The following is a 17,562-nucleotide window of genomic DNA, read 5'->3' as shown; positions in this document are numbered from 1 at the left end:
CACCAGAGGACACCAGCATGACCAGTTTTTCCGCCATCGCCAGCCTGCTTGCCGCATCAGCCTTTACCAGCAACCACAGCGCGAGCAACCAACGCCAAGCCGAGAAAGTGCAAGCCGCACAACTCAAGGCCGACCAGAACGCCGCTAGATAACTGCGCCCCGCAATCAGGAGAACGTCATGAGCATCGCCCAATCGCTGAGCAACCAGAACGTCTATGGCGTGACCTACGCCACTGTCGACGGCAGCGGCATCCACTTCGAGTCCGAGCTAGCCATCCAGCTTAGCGACGGCACCTTAACCACCCTGCGCATGCCCACTCACCTGAGCGAGCGTCAGGCTATCCAGCAGCTCGTTTGCGGCCGCCAGGCCTGCTGACAGTTATTGCGCTGGCATCGGGCAGCTGAGGTCGCCTTCTTCACAGACGGCCAGCTGCTCCAGTTCCTTGACCCGCGCGGCAGTCTTTTGCGTCAGGCAACCATTTAGCACCATCGGATAGGCCGAGCCGCCCTCCACCGACGCTGACTCAAACGCGCAGGCCAGGTCGCGGAATTTAATCCAAGCCAGCTGCACGTCTTTGAGTTGCTGCTTCTGCCCATCATCCAGACGCTTGCGATAATCGCCGTAGAGCTGATTCAGGCGTTTGTCCTGTGCGGCGTAGTCCGCCGCCGCGCACTGGTTAAGAGTGAGTTGATCCATGGCATTAGCGCAGTCATCCGCCCATACCGGCACTGCCAGCAACCCCAGGCTGATTGCCAGCGCACTGCTTATCCCGATTTTCATAACACCTCCTTGCGCCACACCTGCGTGGCTGTTGCAGCAGTCTAGTGTCATGCCCATAAAAAAACCGGCTCACAGGGAGCCGGTTTTCAGTACATCTGCTTTAACACGACGGATTTAGAAGCTCTGGTTCTTCGCCGCCTTCTCCAGCAGCAACGCCGGCGGTAGGAAGCGCTCGCCATACTGCTCAGCCAGGTACTGGGCACGGGCGACGAAGTCCTTCACCCCGTACTGGTTAATGAACTGCAACGCCCCACCGGTCCAGGCCGCAAAACCGATGCCGAAGATCGAACCAATGTTGGCATCGGCTACCGACTTGAGCACACCCTCTTCAACGCAGCGCACGGTTTCGATGGCCTGGATAAACAGGATGCGATCACGCACGTCGATCTGCGAGATCTGCGCATCGCGCTTCTCAAAACGCGCCTTGAGCTCCGGCCATAGGTGCTTCTTGCCGCCCGCCGGATAATCGTAGAAACCCGCACCCGCTGCCTTGCCCGGCCGCTTGTACTCGTTGAGCATCATGTCGATCACTGCAAACGCCGGGTGCGCGGGGATCTGCTTGCCCTCGGCTGCGAGGTCCTTGATGGTCTGCTGACGGATATGGTTCATCAGGCTCATCGATACTTCGTCGCTGATCGCCAGCGGGCCAACCGGCATGCCGGCCTTGCGCGCTTCGTTCTCGATCATCGCCGCGCTCACGCCCTCGCCCAACATGGCCAGGCCTTCGTTGGTGAAGGTGCCAAACACGCGCGAGGTGAAGAAGCCACGGCTGTCGTTGACCACGATCGGGGTCTTCTTGATCTGCATGACGTAGTCGAAGCCGCGCGCCAGGGTTTCGTCGCTGGTGTGCTCGCCCTTGATGATTTCCACCAGCGGCATCTTGTCCACCGGGCTGAAGAAATGCAGGCCGATAAACTTATCCTGCTTCTGCACCGCCGTGGCCAAGCCGGTAATCGGCAGGGTTGAGGTGTTGGAGGCGATTACCGCGTCAGCCAGCGCCGCGCGCTCAGCAGCTGCGGTGACGTTGGCCTTGAGGTCACGATCCTCAAACACGGCTTCGATGATCAGGTCGCAGCCTTCAAAGTCAGCGTCACTGACGGTGGGTTTGATCCGCGCCAGAATGCCATCGCGCTTCTCAGCGCTCATCTGACCACGGCCAACTTTCTTCTCCAGCAGCTTGGCCGAGTAGTCCTTGCCCTTCTCAGCGGCCTCGATGGAGATGTCCTTGAGCACCACATCGATACCGGCAACCGCCGATACATAGGCAATACCGGCGCCCATCATGCCTGCTCCGAGCACACCGACCTTCTTGGTCACATAGGGCTCGAAGCCTTGCGGACGTGAGCCGCCGGCGTTGATTTCATTGAGCTGGAACCAGAAGGTGCCGATCATGTTCTTCGCCACCTGGCCGGTGGTCAGCTCGGTGAAGTAGCGTGCTTCGATGATCTGCGCGGTGTCGAAATCAACCTGCGCGCCCTCAACGGCGGCGCACATGATCTTCTCCGGCGCAGGGAAGCAGCCCTTGGTCTTGTCACGCAGCACGCTCGGCGCGATTGCCAGCATTTGCGCCACATTCGGGCTGGACGGCGTGCCGCCGGGAATCTTGTAGCCTTTCACGTCCCACGGCTGCACAGCGGTCGGGTTAGCGGCAATAAAGGCGCGTGCCTTGGCTAGCAAGTCATCGCTATCGCTGGCCAGTTCATGGATCAGGCCGGCCTTTAGCGCCGCATCGGGACGCACTTTCTTGCCTTCGGCCAGGTACGGCAGGGCTTTTTCCAGGCCGAGGATGCGCACCATGCGCACCACCCCGCCGCCGCCCGGCAGCAGCCCGAGGGTCACTTCCGGCAAACCGAGCTGGATGCTGGAGTTGTTCAGGGCGATACGGTGATGGCAGGCCAGGGCAATTTCCCAGCCGCCGCCCAGGGCCGCGCCATTGATCGCAGCAACCACCGGCTTGCCGAGGCACTCCAGGCGGCGCAGTTGGCCCTTGATATTGAGGATCATCTGGTAGAAGGCAGGCGCATCGGCCTTGGTGACCTTGATCAGCTCATTGAGGTCGCCGCCGGCGAAGAAGGTTTTCTTCGCTGAGGTGAGGATGACCCCGGCAATGGAGTCCTTCTCGGCCTCCAGGCGGTCAACAATCTTGCCCATGGCTTCGCGGTACACCGCGTTCATGGTATTGGCGCTCTGGCCGGGCATGTCCATGGTCAGAACGACGATATTGTCCTGGCCTTTTTCGTAACGGATGGCGTCAGTCATTTTTCTTATCTCCGCCTCAAACTCGTTCAATGATGGTGGCGATGCCCATGCCACCACCTACGCACAGGGTGGCCAGGCCGTAGCGCAGCTTGCGCTTCTCCAGCTCGTCGATCAGGGTGCCGAGAATGGCGCAGCCGGTTGCACCCAGCGGGTGCCCCATGGCAATGGAGCCGCCGTTGACATTGACCTTGTCCTCGCTGACGCCCATTTCCTTCATAAATTTCATCACCACCGAGGCAAACGCCTCGTTGACCTCAAACAGGTCGATGTCGTTGACGTTCAACCCGGCCTTGGCCAGCGCCTTGCGCGTGGCCGGCGCCGGGCCGGTGAGCATGATGGTCGGGTCGGTGCTGGTCACGGCAGTGGCGACGATGCGCGCACGCGGCTTCAAGCCCAGTTCTTTGCCTTTGGCCTCGGAGCCGATCAACATCAGGGCAGAGCCATCGACGATGCCGGAGCTGTTGCCCGGGGTGTGTACGTGGTTGATCTGCTCAACATGGCTGTAGACGCGCAGCGCGGTGCTGTCGAAGCCCATTTGGCCCATCATCTCGAAGCTTGGCTTGAGCTTGCCCAGGCCTTCGAGGGTGGATTCGCCACGGATAAATTCGTCGTGATCGAGCAGCACGATGCCGTTTTGATCGGCCACCGGAACCAGAGATTTGCTGAACGAACCGTCCTTGCTGGCGCGGGCGGCCTTCTGCTGCGAGCGCAGGGCAAAGCTGTCGACGTCCGTGCGGCTGAAACCTTCCAGGGTGGCTATCAGATCGGCGCCGATACCCTGCGGAGTGAAGTGGGTGTGCATATTGGTCGCCGGGTCCATCACCCAAGCGCCGCCATCGGAGCCCATGGGAATGCGCGACATCGACTCGACGCCGCCAACCACCACCAGGTCCTCAAAACCAGAACGCACCTTCATCGCGCCGAGGTTCACCGCTTCCAGGCCCGAGGCGCAGAAACGGTTGAGTTGCACGCCCGACACGCTGACATCCCAATCGGCGACCATTGCCGCAGTCTTGGCGATGTCAGCGCCCTGATCACCCACCGGCGTTACGCAGCCGAGCACGATGTCATCGACCTGGCTGGTGTCCAGGTTATTGCGCGCTTGCAGCGCCTTGAGCAGGCCGGCGATCAGGTCGACAGGCTTGACGCTGTAAAGCGCGCCGTCCTTCTTGCCCTTGCCGCGGGGCGTGCGCACGGCATCGAAAATATATGCTTCGGTCATGGCGTCCTCAGACCTCCAATGGAGGGTGGCTGATGGCGCAGGTGAGGCCCGCGCCTGTTTTTGTTGAGTGGGCCTACCATACGCCGAGCCGAAGTAGTCTCAATGACCGAAGTGCTCAGGCCTATTGACCGCTCAGCTCAGACAAACGGTCAATCACTGGACGAAGGCCCACAAGCGCGTCTAGCTCAAGGTCCGCTTGCCTGTTGCAGGCCCCGCGTCATAACCGCTGGCAACTAGCCCACGCACCTTAGTAATCAAGGCATCTATAGCCAGGTGCTGCACGCCCCTACAGTTGAATCAAGCCACCAGCAAATAACGCGCAGGTCGGCTGCTGTAGGCGTCGTCGCCGGGTTTTGCCGGGACGGCTTGAATGATCAACACGAGGCGTGGCGTCGCATCCGCACATTACGCAGGACAGCGACGACCACCCGCAAAAAACAACAAGGCCAACCGCCATGTTCAATCCAGTGAAAATGCGTCAGGCAGGCATGATCGTGTTTGCCACCACCGTCATTCTGATTCTTCCCAACCTGACCCGTTTGGTCAGTTAACCCCCTGACTTCCTGCCCTGCCTGCCACCGTGGAGTGAGCCGGCAGCGGCAGCGTAACCTCTACAAATGTGTGCAAAGCAGCGCCTGTGCTAGGGTGATTTCAATCACCCCAAGGAGCACACAATGCGCACACTATTTGCCACCCTCGGCCTGCTGGTCAGCCTGCCTCTGCTGGCCGGCGAAGCCGAACTAAGCGCCGCCGTTGTCGCCCTGCAATCACCGGAAAGCGTGCTGATCGATGTCCGCACCGCCGAAGAATTCGCCGCTGGCGCACTGCCCGGTGCAGAGCAGATCGAACACGAACAGATCGCCAGCCGCATCAGCGCTCTTGCCCCGGACAAGGACACCCCCATCGTGCTGTATTGCCGCAGCGGCCGCCGCTCCAGCATCGCCGAAGAAAGCCTGCGCGCCATGGGCTACAGCAACCTGATCAACGCGGGCGGCTATGACGAACTGAAACTCGCCCTGGAGTCGCAGGATTGAACAAACGCACTCTTGGTATCGCCCTGCTCGCCCTCCTACCCTTCACCCACCTGCACGCCGCCGAACTGACCCTGGAACTGGGCAACGGCAGCCAGCGCCTGAGCAGCGCGCAACTACTCGCCCACCCGCAAGCGCAAAACGTCGAGATCAGTGACGACGTCAGCTACAAACGCAGCATGCGCTACCGCGCCGTACCGTTGGCCGCGCTGCTGGACGGCGTAAAGCCGGGCGATCACCTGCAACTGGTGGCTAGCGACGGCTTTGCCGCCGAACTCTCCGCCGCCCCCGCGCTCAGCCAAACTGGTAGCAAAGCCTGGCTAGCCATCGAAGACCCAGCGCAACCCTGGCCCGACCTAGGCAACGGCAAACCCAGCGCCGGGCCGTTCTACCTGGTCTGGCAAAACCCGGCCGCCAGCCAGATCGGCCCGGAGCAATGGCCCTTCCAACTGGCCACCATCCGCAAACTGGCCCCGGTAGCGCAGCGCTTCCCGCAGCTACTGCCCGCCGCCGAAGCCAGCCCGGCGGTGCAGGCCGGTTTTGCCCAATACCAGAAGAACTGCATGGCCTGTCATCGCCTGAATGGCGCAGGCGACTCACAATTCGGCCCCGATCTGAATATTCCGCATAACCCTACCGAGTATTTCAGCGGCGACTTTCTAACCCGCTATATCCGCGACCCACAGAGCTTAAGGCGCTGGCCACAAGGCAAGATGCCGGGGTTTGCAGTTGAGGTGTTGAGTGATAAGGAATTGGGGGAGTTGGTTGAGTATTTGAGGCATATGGTGGGGCGCAAAGTGCAGCCTTTGTAGGAGCGGGCTTGCCCGCGAATCGAGGTGAATACAAGAACATCGCGGCCAATAACTAGGCGTTCCCGCCGCTGCTACAGGTTTCGCAGAGCCCGCCAGTTCGTAGGATGGGGCGGGCCGCGCAGGTTGAACAACGCGATACCCGTCAAATTTCCGTAATAACAGGCCTTTTCCTTTAGTTAAACGGCGAGAAACGCGCAGACGACGCCAAACGCCCCTTCAGGAGGGTGAACAGAATCGTTGTGGAAGGGGTTGAGCGACATGGATGTCGCAAGAGCCGCGATGGGCCAGGGATGGCCCTTCGCGGCGGGCCCCTGGAGCAACGATGACGTGAACGAACCCTGCCGCAGGCAGGGCCGGATGTCGGGGCAAGCGTTTTTGGTTACTTTTCCCGCGACTGGAAAAAGTGACTCGCCCGTAAGGGGCGAAACCAAAATCAGAAATCACCACGCTAATGAACCTGTCGCAGAACCTGAACAGAAAGCATCAAAAGCTCGCGGCTAAAGCCCCTCCTACAAAACTGGCGCTATGTATCAAAACGTGGATGGACCGAATCGCGCAGCGATGACAGTCATCATATCGGCAGCATGGGTATCGCTGTGTGTGCTCAACCCATCCTACGGACTCATTAAAGGCCGGCCTCGTACGCCATTAAAACCCTCTCCCCAACCCCTCTCCCGCAAGCGGGAAGAGGGGCTTTAAAAGCTACTGCTGTTGCACCCGCACCAGCGGTGCAACCTCCACCTGCGCATGCATCTGCTCAATACCGCCACCCCGGCGCATGCCACGCACCGGACAGGCGTCGAGATAATCCAGGCCCACGGCCAACTTCAAATGCCGCTCCGGTTTGGCCAGACAGTTGGTTACGTCAAAGCTGTACCAGGCGTCGTCCAGCCAGGCTTCGGCCCAGGCGTGGCTGGCCAGGTGGTCTTCGCTGTCGGTAAACAGATAGCCCGATACATAGCGCGCCGGAACGCCCAGGCTGCGCGCGCAAGCCAAGAAGGCATGCGCATGGTCCTGACAAACGCCCTTGCCGCCTGCAAAAGCCTCACTGGCGCTGGTTTCCACCGCGGTGCTGCCCGGCTGATAGCGAATATGCGCATTGAGGGCGTGCATCAAATCAATCAGGCCGCTGCGGTCAGGCCGGCTGCGGCTCTGCAGTTTGGCGAATTCGCGCAGGGCTTCGTCGGCCTCGGTCAGGCGGGTAAAGCGCAGAAACGGCAAGGCTGACTGGCTTTCATGCTCGGCCTCGCGTGCTTCGTCGATTTCCACCTGGCCACGAGCGCCGATAACGATGGATTCGTGCGGCTCATCCATGGTCAGCACATGCAGGATATTGCCGTAGGGGTCGAGCTGCGCGCGCACCGGGCGCGGCAGGGTCAATTCCCAGCTGAGTACCTGCTGGCGCTCGCTGTCGTGCGGGGTCATGCGCAGGTACTGGATGCTGGTGCGCACCTGATCTTCATAGTGGTAGGTAGTGTCGTGGCTGATTGACAGTCTCATGCGACCTCCAGGTAGGAACTTTGGATGGCTTGGCCCAGCTGGCGAACCAGCAGGATGAAATCGGTGAGCCAGGCGTGCAGGCCCTCGTCGAGTACTTCTTCGATGCTGGTATAGCGCAGTCGCGCTTCCAGTTCGGCGGCCAGGCGCTGGGCCGGGCGGCCGTTGTCGCCAGGCAGGCTGGCGAGCATCAGGCTCAATTCGTCCATGCAGGCGCGCAGCGAGCGCGGTACATCGGCGCGTAGCAGCAGCAGTTCGGAGACTTTGCGCGTACCCGGTGAGCCGCGGTAGATCTCGGCAAACGCCTCGAACGAGGACAGCGCACGCAGCAACGCGGTCCACTGGTAGTAACTGCGTGCGGGGCGGCCGTCGACTTCGTCGATGTCCTCGCCGAGCATTTCATAGCGCGCATCGAGCAGACGCAGGGTGTTGTCGGCGCGCTCGATAAAGGTGCCCAGGCGGATAAAGCGGTACGGATCACCGCGCATGATGGTGCCGAAGGTGGCGCCACGGAACAGGTGCGAGCGCTCCTTGACCCATTCGCAGAAACGGCTGATGCCGTAGCGACTAAGGCCTTGCTGCGCGATGCCATGGATTTCCAGCCAAGTGGCGTTGATGTTTTCCCACATGTCAGCGGTGATCCGCCCGCGCACGGCGTGGGCGTTGCTGCGCGCGGCCTGCAGGCAGCAGTAGATGCTCGCGGGGTTCGTTGCATCAAGGGCGAAGAAGTGCAGCATGCGCTCGGCGTGCAGCGGGCCATGGCGCTCCAGGTAATCGTCGAGGGTGCCGGTAATCAGCAGCGGCAAAGCCAGTTCTTCCAGGCCATCGCCGCGGCCGTCTTGCGGCATCAGCGACAGCGAGTAGCTGACTTCAAGCATGCGCGCGAGGTTTTCCGCGCGCTCCAGGTAGCGCGACATCCAGTACAGATCAGAGGCAGTTCTTGAAAGCATGGTTAGTCCTCCACCACCCAGGTGTCTTTGGTGCCGCCACCCTGGGACGAGTTGACCACCAGCGAGCCTTCGCGCAGCGCGACGCGGGTCAGGCCGCCGGGGACGATGCGGGTTTCCTTACCGGATAGAACGAACGGCCGCAGGTCGATATGCCGAGGCGCGATGCCGCGCTCAACAAAGGTCGGGCAGGTCGACAGGCACAGGGTCGGTTGGGCGATATAGGCCTCGGGGCGGGCAATCAGGCGGGCGCGGAAGTCTTCGATTTCGGCCTTGGTGGCTGCCGGGCCAACCAGCATGCCGTAGCCGCCGGAACCTTGGGTTTCCTTGACCACCAGGTGTTCCAGGTTGGCCAGCACGTGGGACAGCTCGGCCGGTTTGCGGCACTGGAAGGTCGGTACGTTTTTCAGGATCGGCTCTTCGCTGAGGTAGAAGCGGATCATGTCGTCGACATAGGGGTAGATCGATTTATCGTCCGCCACCCCGGTGCCAATGGCGTTGGCCAGCACCACGTTACCGCTGCGGTAACAGGCCAGCAGGCCAGGCACGCCGAGCATGGAGTCGGGGTTGAAGGCCAGCGGGTCGAGGAAGGCGTCGTCGAGACGACGGTAGACCACGTCCACCTGCTTGGCCCCGGCGGTGGTGCGCATAAACAGCTTGTCGTCACGGACGAATAGATCGGCGCCTTCGACTAGCTCCACGCCCATTTCGCGGGAAAGGAAGGCGTGTTCGAAATAGGCGCTGTTGAAACGCCCCGGCGTCAGCACCACGACGTTGGGGTTATCCAGCGGGCTGGAAGACTTCAGCGTGTCGAGCAGCAGGTTCGGGTAGTGGTCAATCGGCGCCACGCGCTGGGCAGCAAACAGCTCGGGGAACAGGCGCATCATCATCTTGCGGTCTTCGAGCATGTAGCTGACGCCGCTGGGCGTGCGCAGGTTGTCTTCCAGCACGTAGTAGCTGCCGTCGCCATCTCGCACCAGGTCGACCCCGGCGATATGGGCGTAGAGGTCGCGGTGCAGGTTGAGGCCCTGCATGGCGATCTGGTAACCCTCGTTGGCCAGCACCTGCTCGGCGGGCACGATGCCGGCCTTTATGATGCGCTGGTCGTGGTAGAGGTCGGCAAGGAACATGTTCAGCGCCTGCACGCGCTGGATGCAGCCGCGTTCGACGATGCGCCATTCGCTGGCAGGGATGCTGCGCGGGATGATGTCGAACGGGATCAACCGCTCGGTGCCCTGGTCGTCGCCATACAGGGTGAAGGTGATACCCGCGCGGTGGAACAGCAGGTCGGCTTCCCGGCGGCGCTGGGCCAGCAGTTCATCCGGCGTATCCGCTAACCAGCGGGCAAATGCTTGGTAGTGCGGGCGGACAGCGCCACTCGCGTCGTACATCTCGTCATAAAAGGTGCGGACCATGCCGTACTCCTTGTCACCCGGACATGGAGGCAGCTTTGCAAGGCTCGCGCCATACAATAAAAATGTTTTAAATCAGTAACTTGAGTATTTACGACACAAGCAACGCACCAAGCCAGGGCGCAATGGTGACCGCCAGGTCGCAGCGCGCGCCATTTTAAGGCGGCCAGTCCGTAGGGTGGATAACGCTCTTTTTATCCACCGCACGGCAACCACTGGTGGATGGGAAAGCGTCATCCACCCTAGCCGAGCATCAGAACCCGGCCAGTTGCAGCCAGTGGCGATAGAAGCCTTCTGCTACGCGGTTTAGTTCGGCAATTTTGGCGGGCAGTTGGTCGAGCATCTGCGCCCTGCTCTGCTGGCTGGGTTGGCTTTCATCCAGCAGGTGGTGCCAGTCGCCGAGCCACTGGCGGACCAGGGCTTCGTCCATTTCCGGGTGGCCTTGCAGGGCCAGGACTTTATCGCCCCAGGCAAACGCCTGGTTGCTGCACCAGGGGCTGCTGAGCAAAGGCTGTGCACCCACAGGAATAGCAAAGCTGTCGCCATGCCACTGGAAGATCGGGAACTGCTCAGGCACATGCTGTAACCAGGGGCTGGGCGCCGCCAGGTCCAGACGGGTCAGCGGCTGCCAGCCACTTTCGGTGTAGGGCATGCGGCTGATGTCGGAGCCGAGCGCCTTGGCCAACAGCTGGCCGCCCAGGCAGTGGCCGATCAGCGGAATATCGCGGCGGATAAAGTGCTGCAGCGCGGCGACCTCGGTGGCCAGCCAGGGCAGCGGATCATTGACGCTCATTGGTCCGCCCATGATGGCCACGGCCTTGGGTCGGTCCAGATCAATGCCGTCCAGCTCACCGAGGTCAGCGCGTAACACTGAGAATGGATGACCCGCCTGCTCCAGCACCTTGCCCAGGTGGGCCGGCGGGCAGTAATCGATATGGGTAAGAATCAGGATGTCAGTCATGCGCCAAGTCTGAAGCAAAGCGCAGGCTGGGGTCGAGGGGCGATTGGCTGGGCGCGCGTAGGCGAGGTAGAAATGACACGGGCCAGCTTATGGCCGGCCCGTGTGCAGACTTCAGGGCTGCCTTACCTCCTGGGTAACACCCCACCCATCCAGTTTGCCGCCAAGCGGCGCCACGACTGACTCCAGGTCATGCTCGAAGTCGTCGATGCCGTGGTATGTCGCGAACATTACTTTACTGACTTGCAGGTGCCAGACACCGTCATCACGCTCGGTCACCAGGGCGTGTAAAGACTCACCTCGAAATTTGCGGGTGGCCATGCGGGCCCGCTCTTCATCAGGGAAAAGGGCGTAGAACTCGATGGGATGGAAGCTGGCAAAGTCGAAGCCACCCTCCTTCATCCGCCGTAAAACCCCGTTACTGACATCATCGTGCAAGGCTGTGCTCATGAAGTGACCTCCTCAGGCGATGGACAAATTTACAGGACGCTAAAGAACCAACTAGGTGTCGATACTGCAGTGCTACGACCTGGTAAACGCTTTCCCATTGCTACCGCCAGAGCCTCAGCGGTGTTGCGGCACCGATTGCAGTGCCGCCCGAGAATCAAGCGATGTGCTGCTTGATATGTCATAAGCCAGACCTGAAACCAGGGCTGGTCAACGCAGGCTTGTTCAGAGCGAACAAGTCAGAAGCGTTAGTTGCAGACTAGTCCCATCAACGCGCATTTGCCCAGCGAAAGTTGTTTCAGCCACACAGCCAATCAATCAGTCGCGACTAAGCCAGGCCATGATGCGCCGGGTCAGCCAGGCGGGGGTCAGCTGGCCGGACCAGTACAGCAGCTTGAATTGTCGGCTGATCGGCCGGTGTACCGCGTGGCTGCGGGTTTGCGCCAAAGCGGCCTGAGCCACGGCTTCAGCCTCAAGATTGACGCCCAGACGGCGCAATACCGGGGCCTGGAAGCGTTGGTTGTTAAGCATCGGCGTGCTGACAAACGGCGGCATCAGGTCGCCGACGCGAATGCCGTGCTTGGCCCACTCGAGGTCCAGCGCCTCGGTCAGCCCGCGCACGGCGAACTTAGAGGCTGAATAGCTGGCCAGATGCGGCACGCCGTAGAGCCCAGAGGCCGAGCCCATATTGATCACCTGGGCGTCGGGCGTGGCTTTCAGATAAGGAAAGGCCGCGTGGGTCATATTTAGCAGCCCCTGCACGTTGATCTGCAGAATGCGCGCATGCTCGCTTAGCTCGATGTCCTCGAAGTGCCCGCATTGCAGAATCCCGGCACTGTTGAACAGCAGGCGCAACTGACCGCCATGCAGGGCGCAGAAGTCCGCCAGGGCGACCTTGACTGCCGCCGGGTCGGCCACATCCAGCTCGGCATGCCAAACGTTACCCAACTCACCGGCCAACTGAGTCAGCGCTTGGTGGTTGATATCCAGCAACCCAACCTGCCAGCCGTGTTGATGAAACAACCTGGCGGTGGCGGCGCCGATCCCTGACGCGGCGCCGGTAATCAGAATATTGTTCACTCAGCAGCCCCGCTCACGCAGAAAACTCACCACTTCAGCCAAGGCAAAATCGGCGGCTTTGAGCATGCCCGCGTGGGCCTGAAACACGTGCCACAGGTTCGGATAACGCTGCAGGCGCACATCCACACCCGCCGCCTGGGCCTTGTCGGCAAAACGCAGGCTGTCGTTACGCAAAATTTCGTCTTCACCGACCTGAATCAATACAGGGGCCAGGCCATGCAGATCGGCAAACTGCGGCGACAAGCCAGGGTCGTCGTGGGCCAAACCCGCCGGGCAATACAGCGCCAGGGCCTGCTCCACCCATTTGCGGTGGATCAGCGGATCACCGGCTGGTGGCTCGTGCAGCTGTGTGCCGGTAAAGTCGGTGACCGGTGAAAAACACACCAACGCTGCCGGTTGCGGCAGATCCAGATCACGCAAACGCAAACTGGTAATCAACGCCAAGTTGCCACCAGCCGAGTCGCCGCCAATCACGATCTGCTCGGGCGTATAACCCAGCGTCAGCAGTTCCTGAAACGCGACCAACGCATCGTCACGGGCGGCTGGGTATTGATGCTCAGGTGCCAGACGGTAATCCAGCGCGCACACATCCATCTGTCCGCGTTTGGCCAGGGTCGAGCAGATCGTGCGGTGGGTATTCGCTCCGCCGATCAGGTATGCACCGCCATGCAGGTACAGCAGCACCGTGCCGCGACCACTCTGTGGTTTATGCCACTCACAGGATCGCCCGCCCAAGGTGCCGGCGCTACGGGTAACGCCACTCGGCGCCGGGCTGGCTGCTGTCAGCAGGCGCAGCACCGCGCGCTGCCCGGCAATCGGCATGGGTGGGCGCACCAGACCACGGAACAGCAGGCGCAGGCTGGTACGCAAAACGCTGCGCAGCAGTGCCTGATCGGCCGCCGGCGCGGTGAATTCAACGGGTGCATTCATAGTCATCAAGCTCCGGTGCGCGGGTCTGCTGGCGGTAAGTGAAGGTATAGCCCGGCCAGTTATTGGTGCTTTTGCCGGAGGCGGTTTTGTACCAGCTTGAGCAGCCCTGCTCCCATATCGTTCGATGTGAGCTGGCCTGAATCTGCTGGTTGTAGCGCTGCTGTACTAAGGCTTTTACGTCGACATAACGGGCGCCTTGCTGGCGCAGCAAATCGATGCAGCCGAGCACATAGCGGAACTGACTTTCGAGCATATAAATGATCGAGTTATGCCCCAGGTTGGTATTCGGCCCGTAAAGAATAAACAGGTTGGGAAAACCGCTGACGCTGATGCCCTTGTAGGCTTCGGCGCCGTCGCGCCAGGCCTGGTTCAGCTCCTGCCCGCCGAGGCCGCGAATTTGCATCGGCGCAAGAAAATCCGTGGCAGCAAAGCCGGTGCCGTAGATCAGTACATCGCACGGGTGCTCGCGGCCATCGGCGGTGATGATGGCGCGCTCGCCGACGCGGCTGATCGCCTCGCTGATCACCGCCACATTGGGCTGCGCCAGGGCCGGGAAGTAGTCATTGCTGATCAGGATGCGCTTGCAGCCCATGGGGTAATTCGGCTGCAGCTGGGTGCGCAGCTGCGGATCACTGATGTGCTGATTAAGGTGCCGTTCGAAGCTGAAGCGAAACAGCTTCATCAGCCACGGCATGCTGATAAACGCTAGGCCGCGAACCTCGTGTTGCAGGTACTTGAGGCCGCGGTCGATGCGTTGCAGCCAGGGCAGCCGGCGCATTACCGCTAGTTCCCACGGCCGATAGGCGCGGTCCGGCTTGGCCAGCACATAGGCCGGCGAGCGCTGGAACAGCTGCAGCTGCGCGACCTTGGGCTGGATTTGCGGAACAAACTGGATCGCCGAGGCGCCGGTGCCGATCACCGCCACGCGCTTGCCGTTGAGGTCCAGGTCATGCCGCCAGCGCGCCGAGTGAAAGGCCTCCCCGGCGAACTGCTCAATTCCCGGCAACGCTGGATAGGCCGGCTGATTGAGCTGGCCGCAGGCGCTGATCAGCACCTCGGCGCAGAGTTCTTCGCCAGTGCTCAGGGTTACCCGCCACAGCGCTGCGGCCGCATCGAAAGCGGCAGACGCCACTTCGGCATTGCAGCGAATACGCGGCCGCAACTGGTACTTGGCCACGCAATGCAGCATGTAGCCGTGGATTTCCGCCTGGGGCGCGAACTTGCGGCTCCAGTCGGTTTTCGGCTCGAAGGAAAACGAATACAGGTGCGACGGCACATCGCAGGCCGCCCCCGGATAGCTGTTGTCACGCCAGGTGCCGCCGACTTCTGCGGCCTTTTCCAGGATCAGAAAATCTTCGATCCCGGCTTTCTGTAACTGGATGGCCATGCCCAGGCCGCCAAAGCCGCTGCCGATAATCAGCACGCGCAACGGGGCCTGGTTCTGGGAAGTGTTGTGCATTGTTATATCCCCAACCGCAAACAGTGCGGATACCAAGATGCTACTTGCCCGGCACGTGAGAGGTTATGGCATAGTCGGCCAATCAGTTGTGACTTTCGGACAAATCAGCGGATAACTGCATGTCGGCTCTTCCCTACAGCCTGCCACGACGCAGCATCACCAGTGTGCAACTGCTGACCCAGCTGGGCCTCGATCATGGTTTGAGTGTCGAACACTGCCTGCGCGACACCGGCCTCAGCCCCCTGCAACTGGCCGAGTTGCACAGTGAAATCGAAGGTGCGCAGGAGCTGCAGCTGATCCGCAACCTGATCGAGGCCCTGCCTGGCCGGGATGACCTCGGCCTGCAAGCCGGTTTGCGCTATCAACTGACCACCTATGGCATCTGGGGTTACGCCCTGCTCAGCAGTCAGAGCTTCCGCCAGGCTGCCGACCTCGGACTGCGCTACTTGGACCTGACCTTTGCCTTTAACCGCATCAGCTTGCGTGAAGACGCCGACCAGGCGCATCTGCAGCTGGACGGCAGCCATTTGCCGGATCAGGTGCGCGACTTTCTCCTGCTGCGCGACACCGTGGCAGTGATGGTGATTCAGCGCGAACTGACCGGCAACCGCATGCCACTGGATCGCGTACAACTGAGCATGCCGGCGCCGGCTGACACTGCACGCTTTATCGAGCAATTCGGCCTGCTGCCGGAGTTTGCCTGCGCAGAGAACCGCATCAGTTTTTCCCGTCACCTGCTTGATCTGCCACTGCCTCGCGCCAATCCGCACAGCGCTCAGCTCTGCGAGCAGCAATGCCAGGCCCTGCTGGCCAAACGTCAGGTACGCAGCGGCCTGGCCGGGCAGATTCGTGATCGCCTGTTGAGTACACCGGGACGGCTGGCGGACATGGAAGTCATCGCCTGCGAACTGAACATCAGCAGCCGTACCCTGCGTCGCCGTTTGGAAGAGCAAGGCAGCAGCTTTCGCCAGTTGCAGGAAGAAGTGCGTCAGGCCCTGGCCGAAGAACTGCTGGCCATCGCCAGCCTAAGCCAGGAGGAGATTGCCGAACGCCTGGGCTACAGCGAGGTGTCGAACTTTCTGCATGCCTTCAAACGCTGGAAAGGCCTCACGCCTGGGCAGTACCGCCAAGGATTGGTGTGAAAGAGCGACTGACAAGTCGTCGGCGCAGATGGCACTTTGCTATTTCATCCGCCAAATTGGCACTTTCCACCCTCAAGCTGGCGACCATTTGCGCCGATACTGCTGAACAACCTACAGACTGGAGTTTTCATGCGACAGGGTTTCCTTGGGCAGTTCCTGCCACATGATTTGACCGACCAGGCCAGCATCCTGTTGGCCCGCACCCTCGCCTTCAGTGCCCTGTGCAGCGTGGTCATTGGCCTGTACAGCTGCATCAAGTGGGGCCGCCTGGGCAACGATGCATTGATGTATGGCTCGTTGCTGCTGGTGCTCGGCATGCCACTGATGTTGCTGGTACTGCGCAGCGCCATGCTGCCGCTGGCTGTGCCAGCCAATATGGCGCTGGCCAGCATGGCCAGTTACTCGATGCTGCTGATCTACCAGCTGGGCGGCCTGCATTCGGCGCATATCTACTGGCCGGCGGTGATTATCGTATTCGCCTACCTGCTGGCCGGCACCCGCAGCGCCATGGTCTGGAGCCTGGTTCAGGTGCTGTTCGTGTTCTGGCTGATCCGCCTGGAACGCAGTGGCGCCAGCCTGCCGGTGTTCGAACTGAGCCCACGGGATGCTGCCGTCAACACCTACTCGGGTTACATCCTGCCCGTACTGACCGTCTGGTTGGCGCAGTGGTACAGCGCGCAACTGCGTAATCAGGCCCTGGCCGATGCCGAACAGGCACTCAATGAATCCCGCGAGTTCGGTCAGCGCGCCGCGCGCAATCAGGATCAACTCGGCGGCATCGTCGATGACGTGCGCAGCACCGCCAGCGATTTGCTACAGATGGCCGGCAAGCTGCAACAGACCCTCGGCGGTATCCGCCAGCGCTGCCAGAGCATCGACACCGATGTGCAACAGCAGGCCGATGCCATGCACCAGCTGGATATGGCGCTGCATGAAGTGCTCGACAGCCTCGCCGCTAGCACCGGCCATATGCAGCAGCTCAGCCAGGACACCCAGCACAGCAGCAACCAGGTGAATACCTGCGCACAGCGCATGGAAGATGCCCAAGCCAGCATGCAGGCCATTCAGCAGAGCAACCAGCGCATCGCCGAATCCATGCAGATGATCAGCGCCATCGCCCAGCAAACCAACCTGCTGGCGCTTAACGCCGCCATCGAAGCCGCCCGCGCCGGTGAGCATGGCCGCGGCTTTGCGGTGGTGGCCGATGAAGTGCGTAACCTCTCACAGCGCAGCAATGAAACTGCCGACACCGTACAGAGCGTGCTGGGCCAGTCGCAGCAGATCATCGACACCGGGGCGATGCAGGTCAGTGAAGTAGGCAGCGCGCTGAGCAGCAACGCCGGGCTGACTGACAACCTCTCCAGCTCAATCCTGCAACACAGCCAGGCACTTACCCAGGCGCACCAGCAACTGTTGCACGTGCGCGACAACAGCGCCGCGCAACGTGACGCCAGCCAACGCCAACGCGCCGCCAGCGCCGAACTGCTGGATGCTCAGGAGTCGCTGGTGCACCTGGGCCAACAGCTGGAGCAGCTGTCGCATCAGTTGCATCAGCGCGTGGCCAGCGCTTAGCTAGCACGCACCC

At 61.3% G+C, this 17,562-nt stretch carries 17 protein-coding genes; 6 read left to right on the top strand and 11 right to left on the bottom strand.

What is annotated here, in order from left to right; all coding sequences use genetic code 11:
• Positions 1-17: 17 nt before the first annotated feature.
• Positions 18-152: a hypothetical protein gene (locus CUR33_RS17380; RefSeq protein ID WP_289240422.1), complete on the top strand. Its 135-nt coding sequence runs from the start codon at positions 18-20 to the stop codon at positions 150-152.
• 26 nt (positions 153-178) lie between these two features.
• Positions 179-376 carry a type III secretion system co-regulatory protein PtrC gene (ptrC, locus tag CUR33_RS17375; RefSeq protein WP_090385536.1) on the top strand — a complete coding sequence of 66 codons (198 nt, stop codon included), beginning with the start codon at positions 179-181 and terminating at the stop codon, positions 374-376.
• Between the two features lie 3 nt (positions 377-379).
• On the opposite strand, the gene CUR33_RS17370 is transcribed toward ptrC, so the two are convergent.
• From CUR33_RS17370 to CUR33_RS17360, 3 genes are all read right to left on the bottom strand, one after another.
• A complete protein-coding gene (locus tag CUR33_RS17370; RefSeq protein ID WP_289240421.1) occupies positions 380-781 on the bottom strand; it encodes a lysozyme inhibitor LprI family protein in 402 nt (133 codons plus the stop codon).
• 114 nt (positions 782-895) lie between these two features.
• A complete protein-coding gene (locus CUR33_RS17365; RefSeq protein ID WP_289240420.1) occupies positions 896-3,040 on the bottom strand; it encodes a 3-hydroxyacyl-CoA dehydrogenase NAD-binding domain-containing protein in 2,145 nt (714 codons plus the stop codon).
• A gap of 16 nt (positions 3,041-3,056) precedes the next feature.
• A complete protein-coding gene (locus CUR33_RS17360; protein WP_289240419.1) occupies positions 3,057-4,262 on the bottom strand; it encodes an acetyl-CoA C-acetyltransferase in 1,206 nt (401 codons plus the stop codon).
• Positions 4,263-4,936: 674 nt separating this feature from the next.
• Between CUR33_RS17360 and CUR33_RS17355 the strand changes: the two genes are divergently transcribed.
• Both CUR33_RS17355 and CUR33_RS17350 read left to right on the top strand, forming a co-directional pair.
• On the top strand, positions 4,937-5,296 hold the full coding sequence (locus tag CUR33_RS17355) for a rhodanese-like domain-containing protein (protein WP_170048918.1): 360 nt from the start codon (positions 4,937-4,939) through the stop codon (positions 5,294-5,296).
• Positions 5,293-6,105: a c-type cytochrome gene (locus CUR33_RS17350; RefSeq protein WP_289240418.1), complete on the top strand. Its 813-nt coding sequence runs from the start codon at positions 5,293-5,295 to the stop codon at positions 6,103-6,105. Before CUR33_RS17355 ends, CUR33_RS17350 begins: the two co-directional genes overlap by 4 nt.
• Positions 6,106-6,807: 702 nt before the next feature.
• Here CUR33_RS17350 and CUR33_RS17345 read toward each other — a convergent pair.
• From CUR33_RS17345 to CUR33_RS17310, 8 genes are all read right to left on the bottom strand, one after another.
• A complete protein-coding gene (locus CUR33_RS17345; RefSeq protein ID WP_167140970.1) occupies positions 6,808-7,605 on the bottom strand; it encodes a transglutaminase family protein in 798 nt (265 codons plus the stop codon).
• Complete coding sequence (locus CUR33_RS17340) at positions 7,602-8,552, bottom strand: alpha-E domain-containing protein (RefSeq protein WP_160084806.1); 951 nt, start codon at positions 8,550-8,552, stop codon at positions 7,602-7,604. The genes CUR33_RS17345 and CUR33_RS17340 overlap by 4 nt, the downstream gene beginning before the upstream one ends.
• Positions 8,553-8,554: 2 nt before the next feature.
• A complete protein-coding gene (locus CUR33_RS17335) occupies positions 8,555-9,964 on the bottom strand; it encodes a circularly permuted type 2 ATP-grasp protein (protein WP_160084807.1) in 1,410 nt (469 codons plus the stop codon).
• Positions 9,965-10,214: 250 nt separating this feature from the next.
• The gene (locus tag CUR33_RS17330) at positions 10,215-10,922 is read right to left on the bottom strand and encodes a type 1 glutamine amidotransferase (RefSeq protein ID WP_289240417.1); all 708 of its coding nucleotides are present in this window, start codon (positions 10,920-10,922) and stop codon (positions 10,215-10,217) included.
• Positions 10,923-11,033: 111 nt separating this feature from the next.
• Complete coding sequence (locus tag CUR33_RS17325; protein WP_108490342.1) at positions 11,034-11,369, bottom strand: ribonuclease E inhibitor RraB; 336 nt, start codon at positions 11,367-11,369, stop codon at positions 11,034-11,036.
• 315 nt (positions 11,370-11,684) lie between these two features.
• Entirely contained in the window at positions 11,685-12,446 is a 762-nt protein-coding gene (locus CUR33_RS17320) for an SDR family oxidoreductase (protein WP_289240416.1), read from the bottom strand.
• Positions 12,447-13,376, bottom strand: a complete 930-nt coding sequence (locus CUR33_RS17315) for an alpha/beta hydrolase (RefSeq protein WP_289240415.1) — start codon at positions 13,374-13,376, stop codon at positions 12,447-12,449. It lies immediately after the preceding gene.
• Complete coding sequence (locus tag CUR33_RS17310; protein ID WP_289240414.1) at positions 13,360-14,835, bottom strand: flavin-containing monooxygenase; 1,476 nt, start codon at positions 14,833-14,835, stop codon at positions 13,360-13,362. Before CUR33_RS17310 ends, CUR33_RS17315 begins: the two co-directional genes overlap by 17 nt.
• A gap of 119 nt (positions 14,836-14,954) precedes the next feature.
• Between CUR33_RS17310 and CUR33_RS17305 the strand changes: the two genes are divergently transcribed.
• Both CUR33_RS17305 and CUR33_RS17300 read left to right on the top strand, forming a co-directional pair.
• A complete protein-coding gene (locus CUR33_RS17305) occupies positions 14,955-15,977 on the top strand; it encodes an AraC family transcriptional regulator (RefSeq protein WP_289240413.1) in 1,023 nt (340 codons plus the stop codon).
• Positions 15,978-16,106: 129 nt separating this feature from the next.
• On the top strand, positions 16,107-17,549 hold the full coding sequence (locus tag CUR33_RS17300; protein ID WP_289240412.1) for a methyl-accepting chemotaxis protein: 1,443 nt from the start codon (positions 16,107-16,109) through the stop codon (positions 17,547-17,549).
• The last annotated feature ends 13 nt before the right edge of the window (positions 17,550-17,562 follow it).

Origin of the sequence: Pseudomonas sp. FEMGT703P, assembly GCF_002786345.1 — a bacterium.
Classification (GTDB): domain Bacteria; phylum Pseudomonadota; class Gammaproteobacteria; order Pseudomonadales; family Pseudomonadaceae; genus Aquipseudomonas; species Aquipseudomonas peli.
The sequence above is the reverse complement of the archived record's forward strand: the minus strand, read 5'-3'. Positions and strand labels throughout refer to the sequence as shown.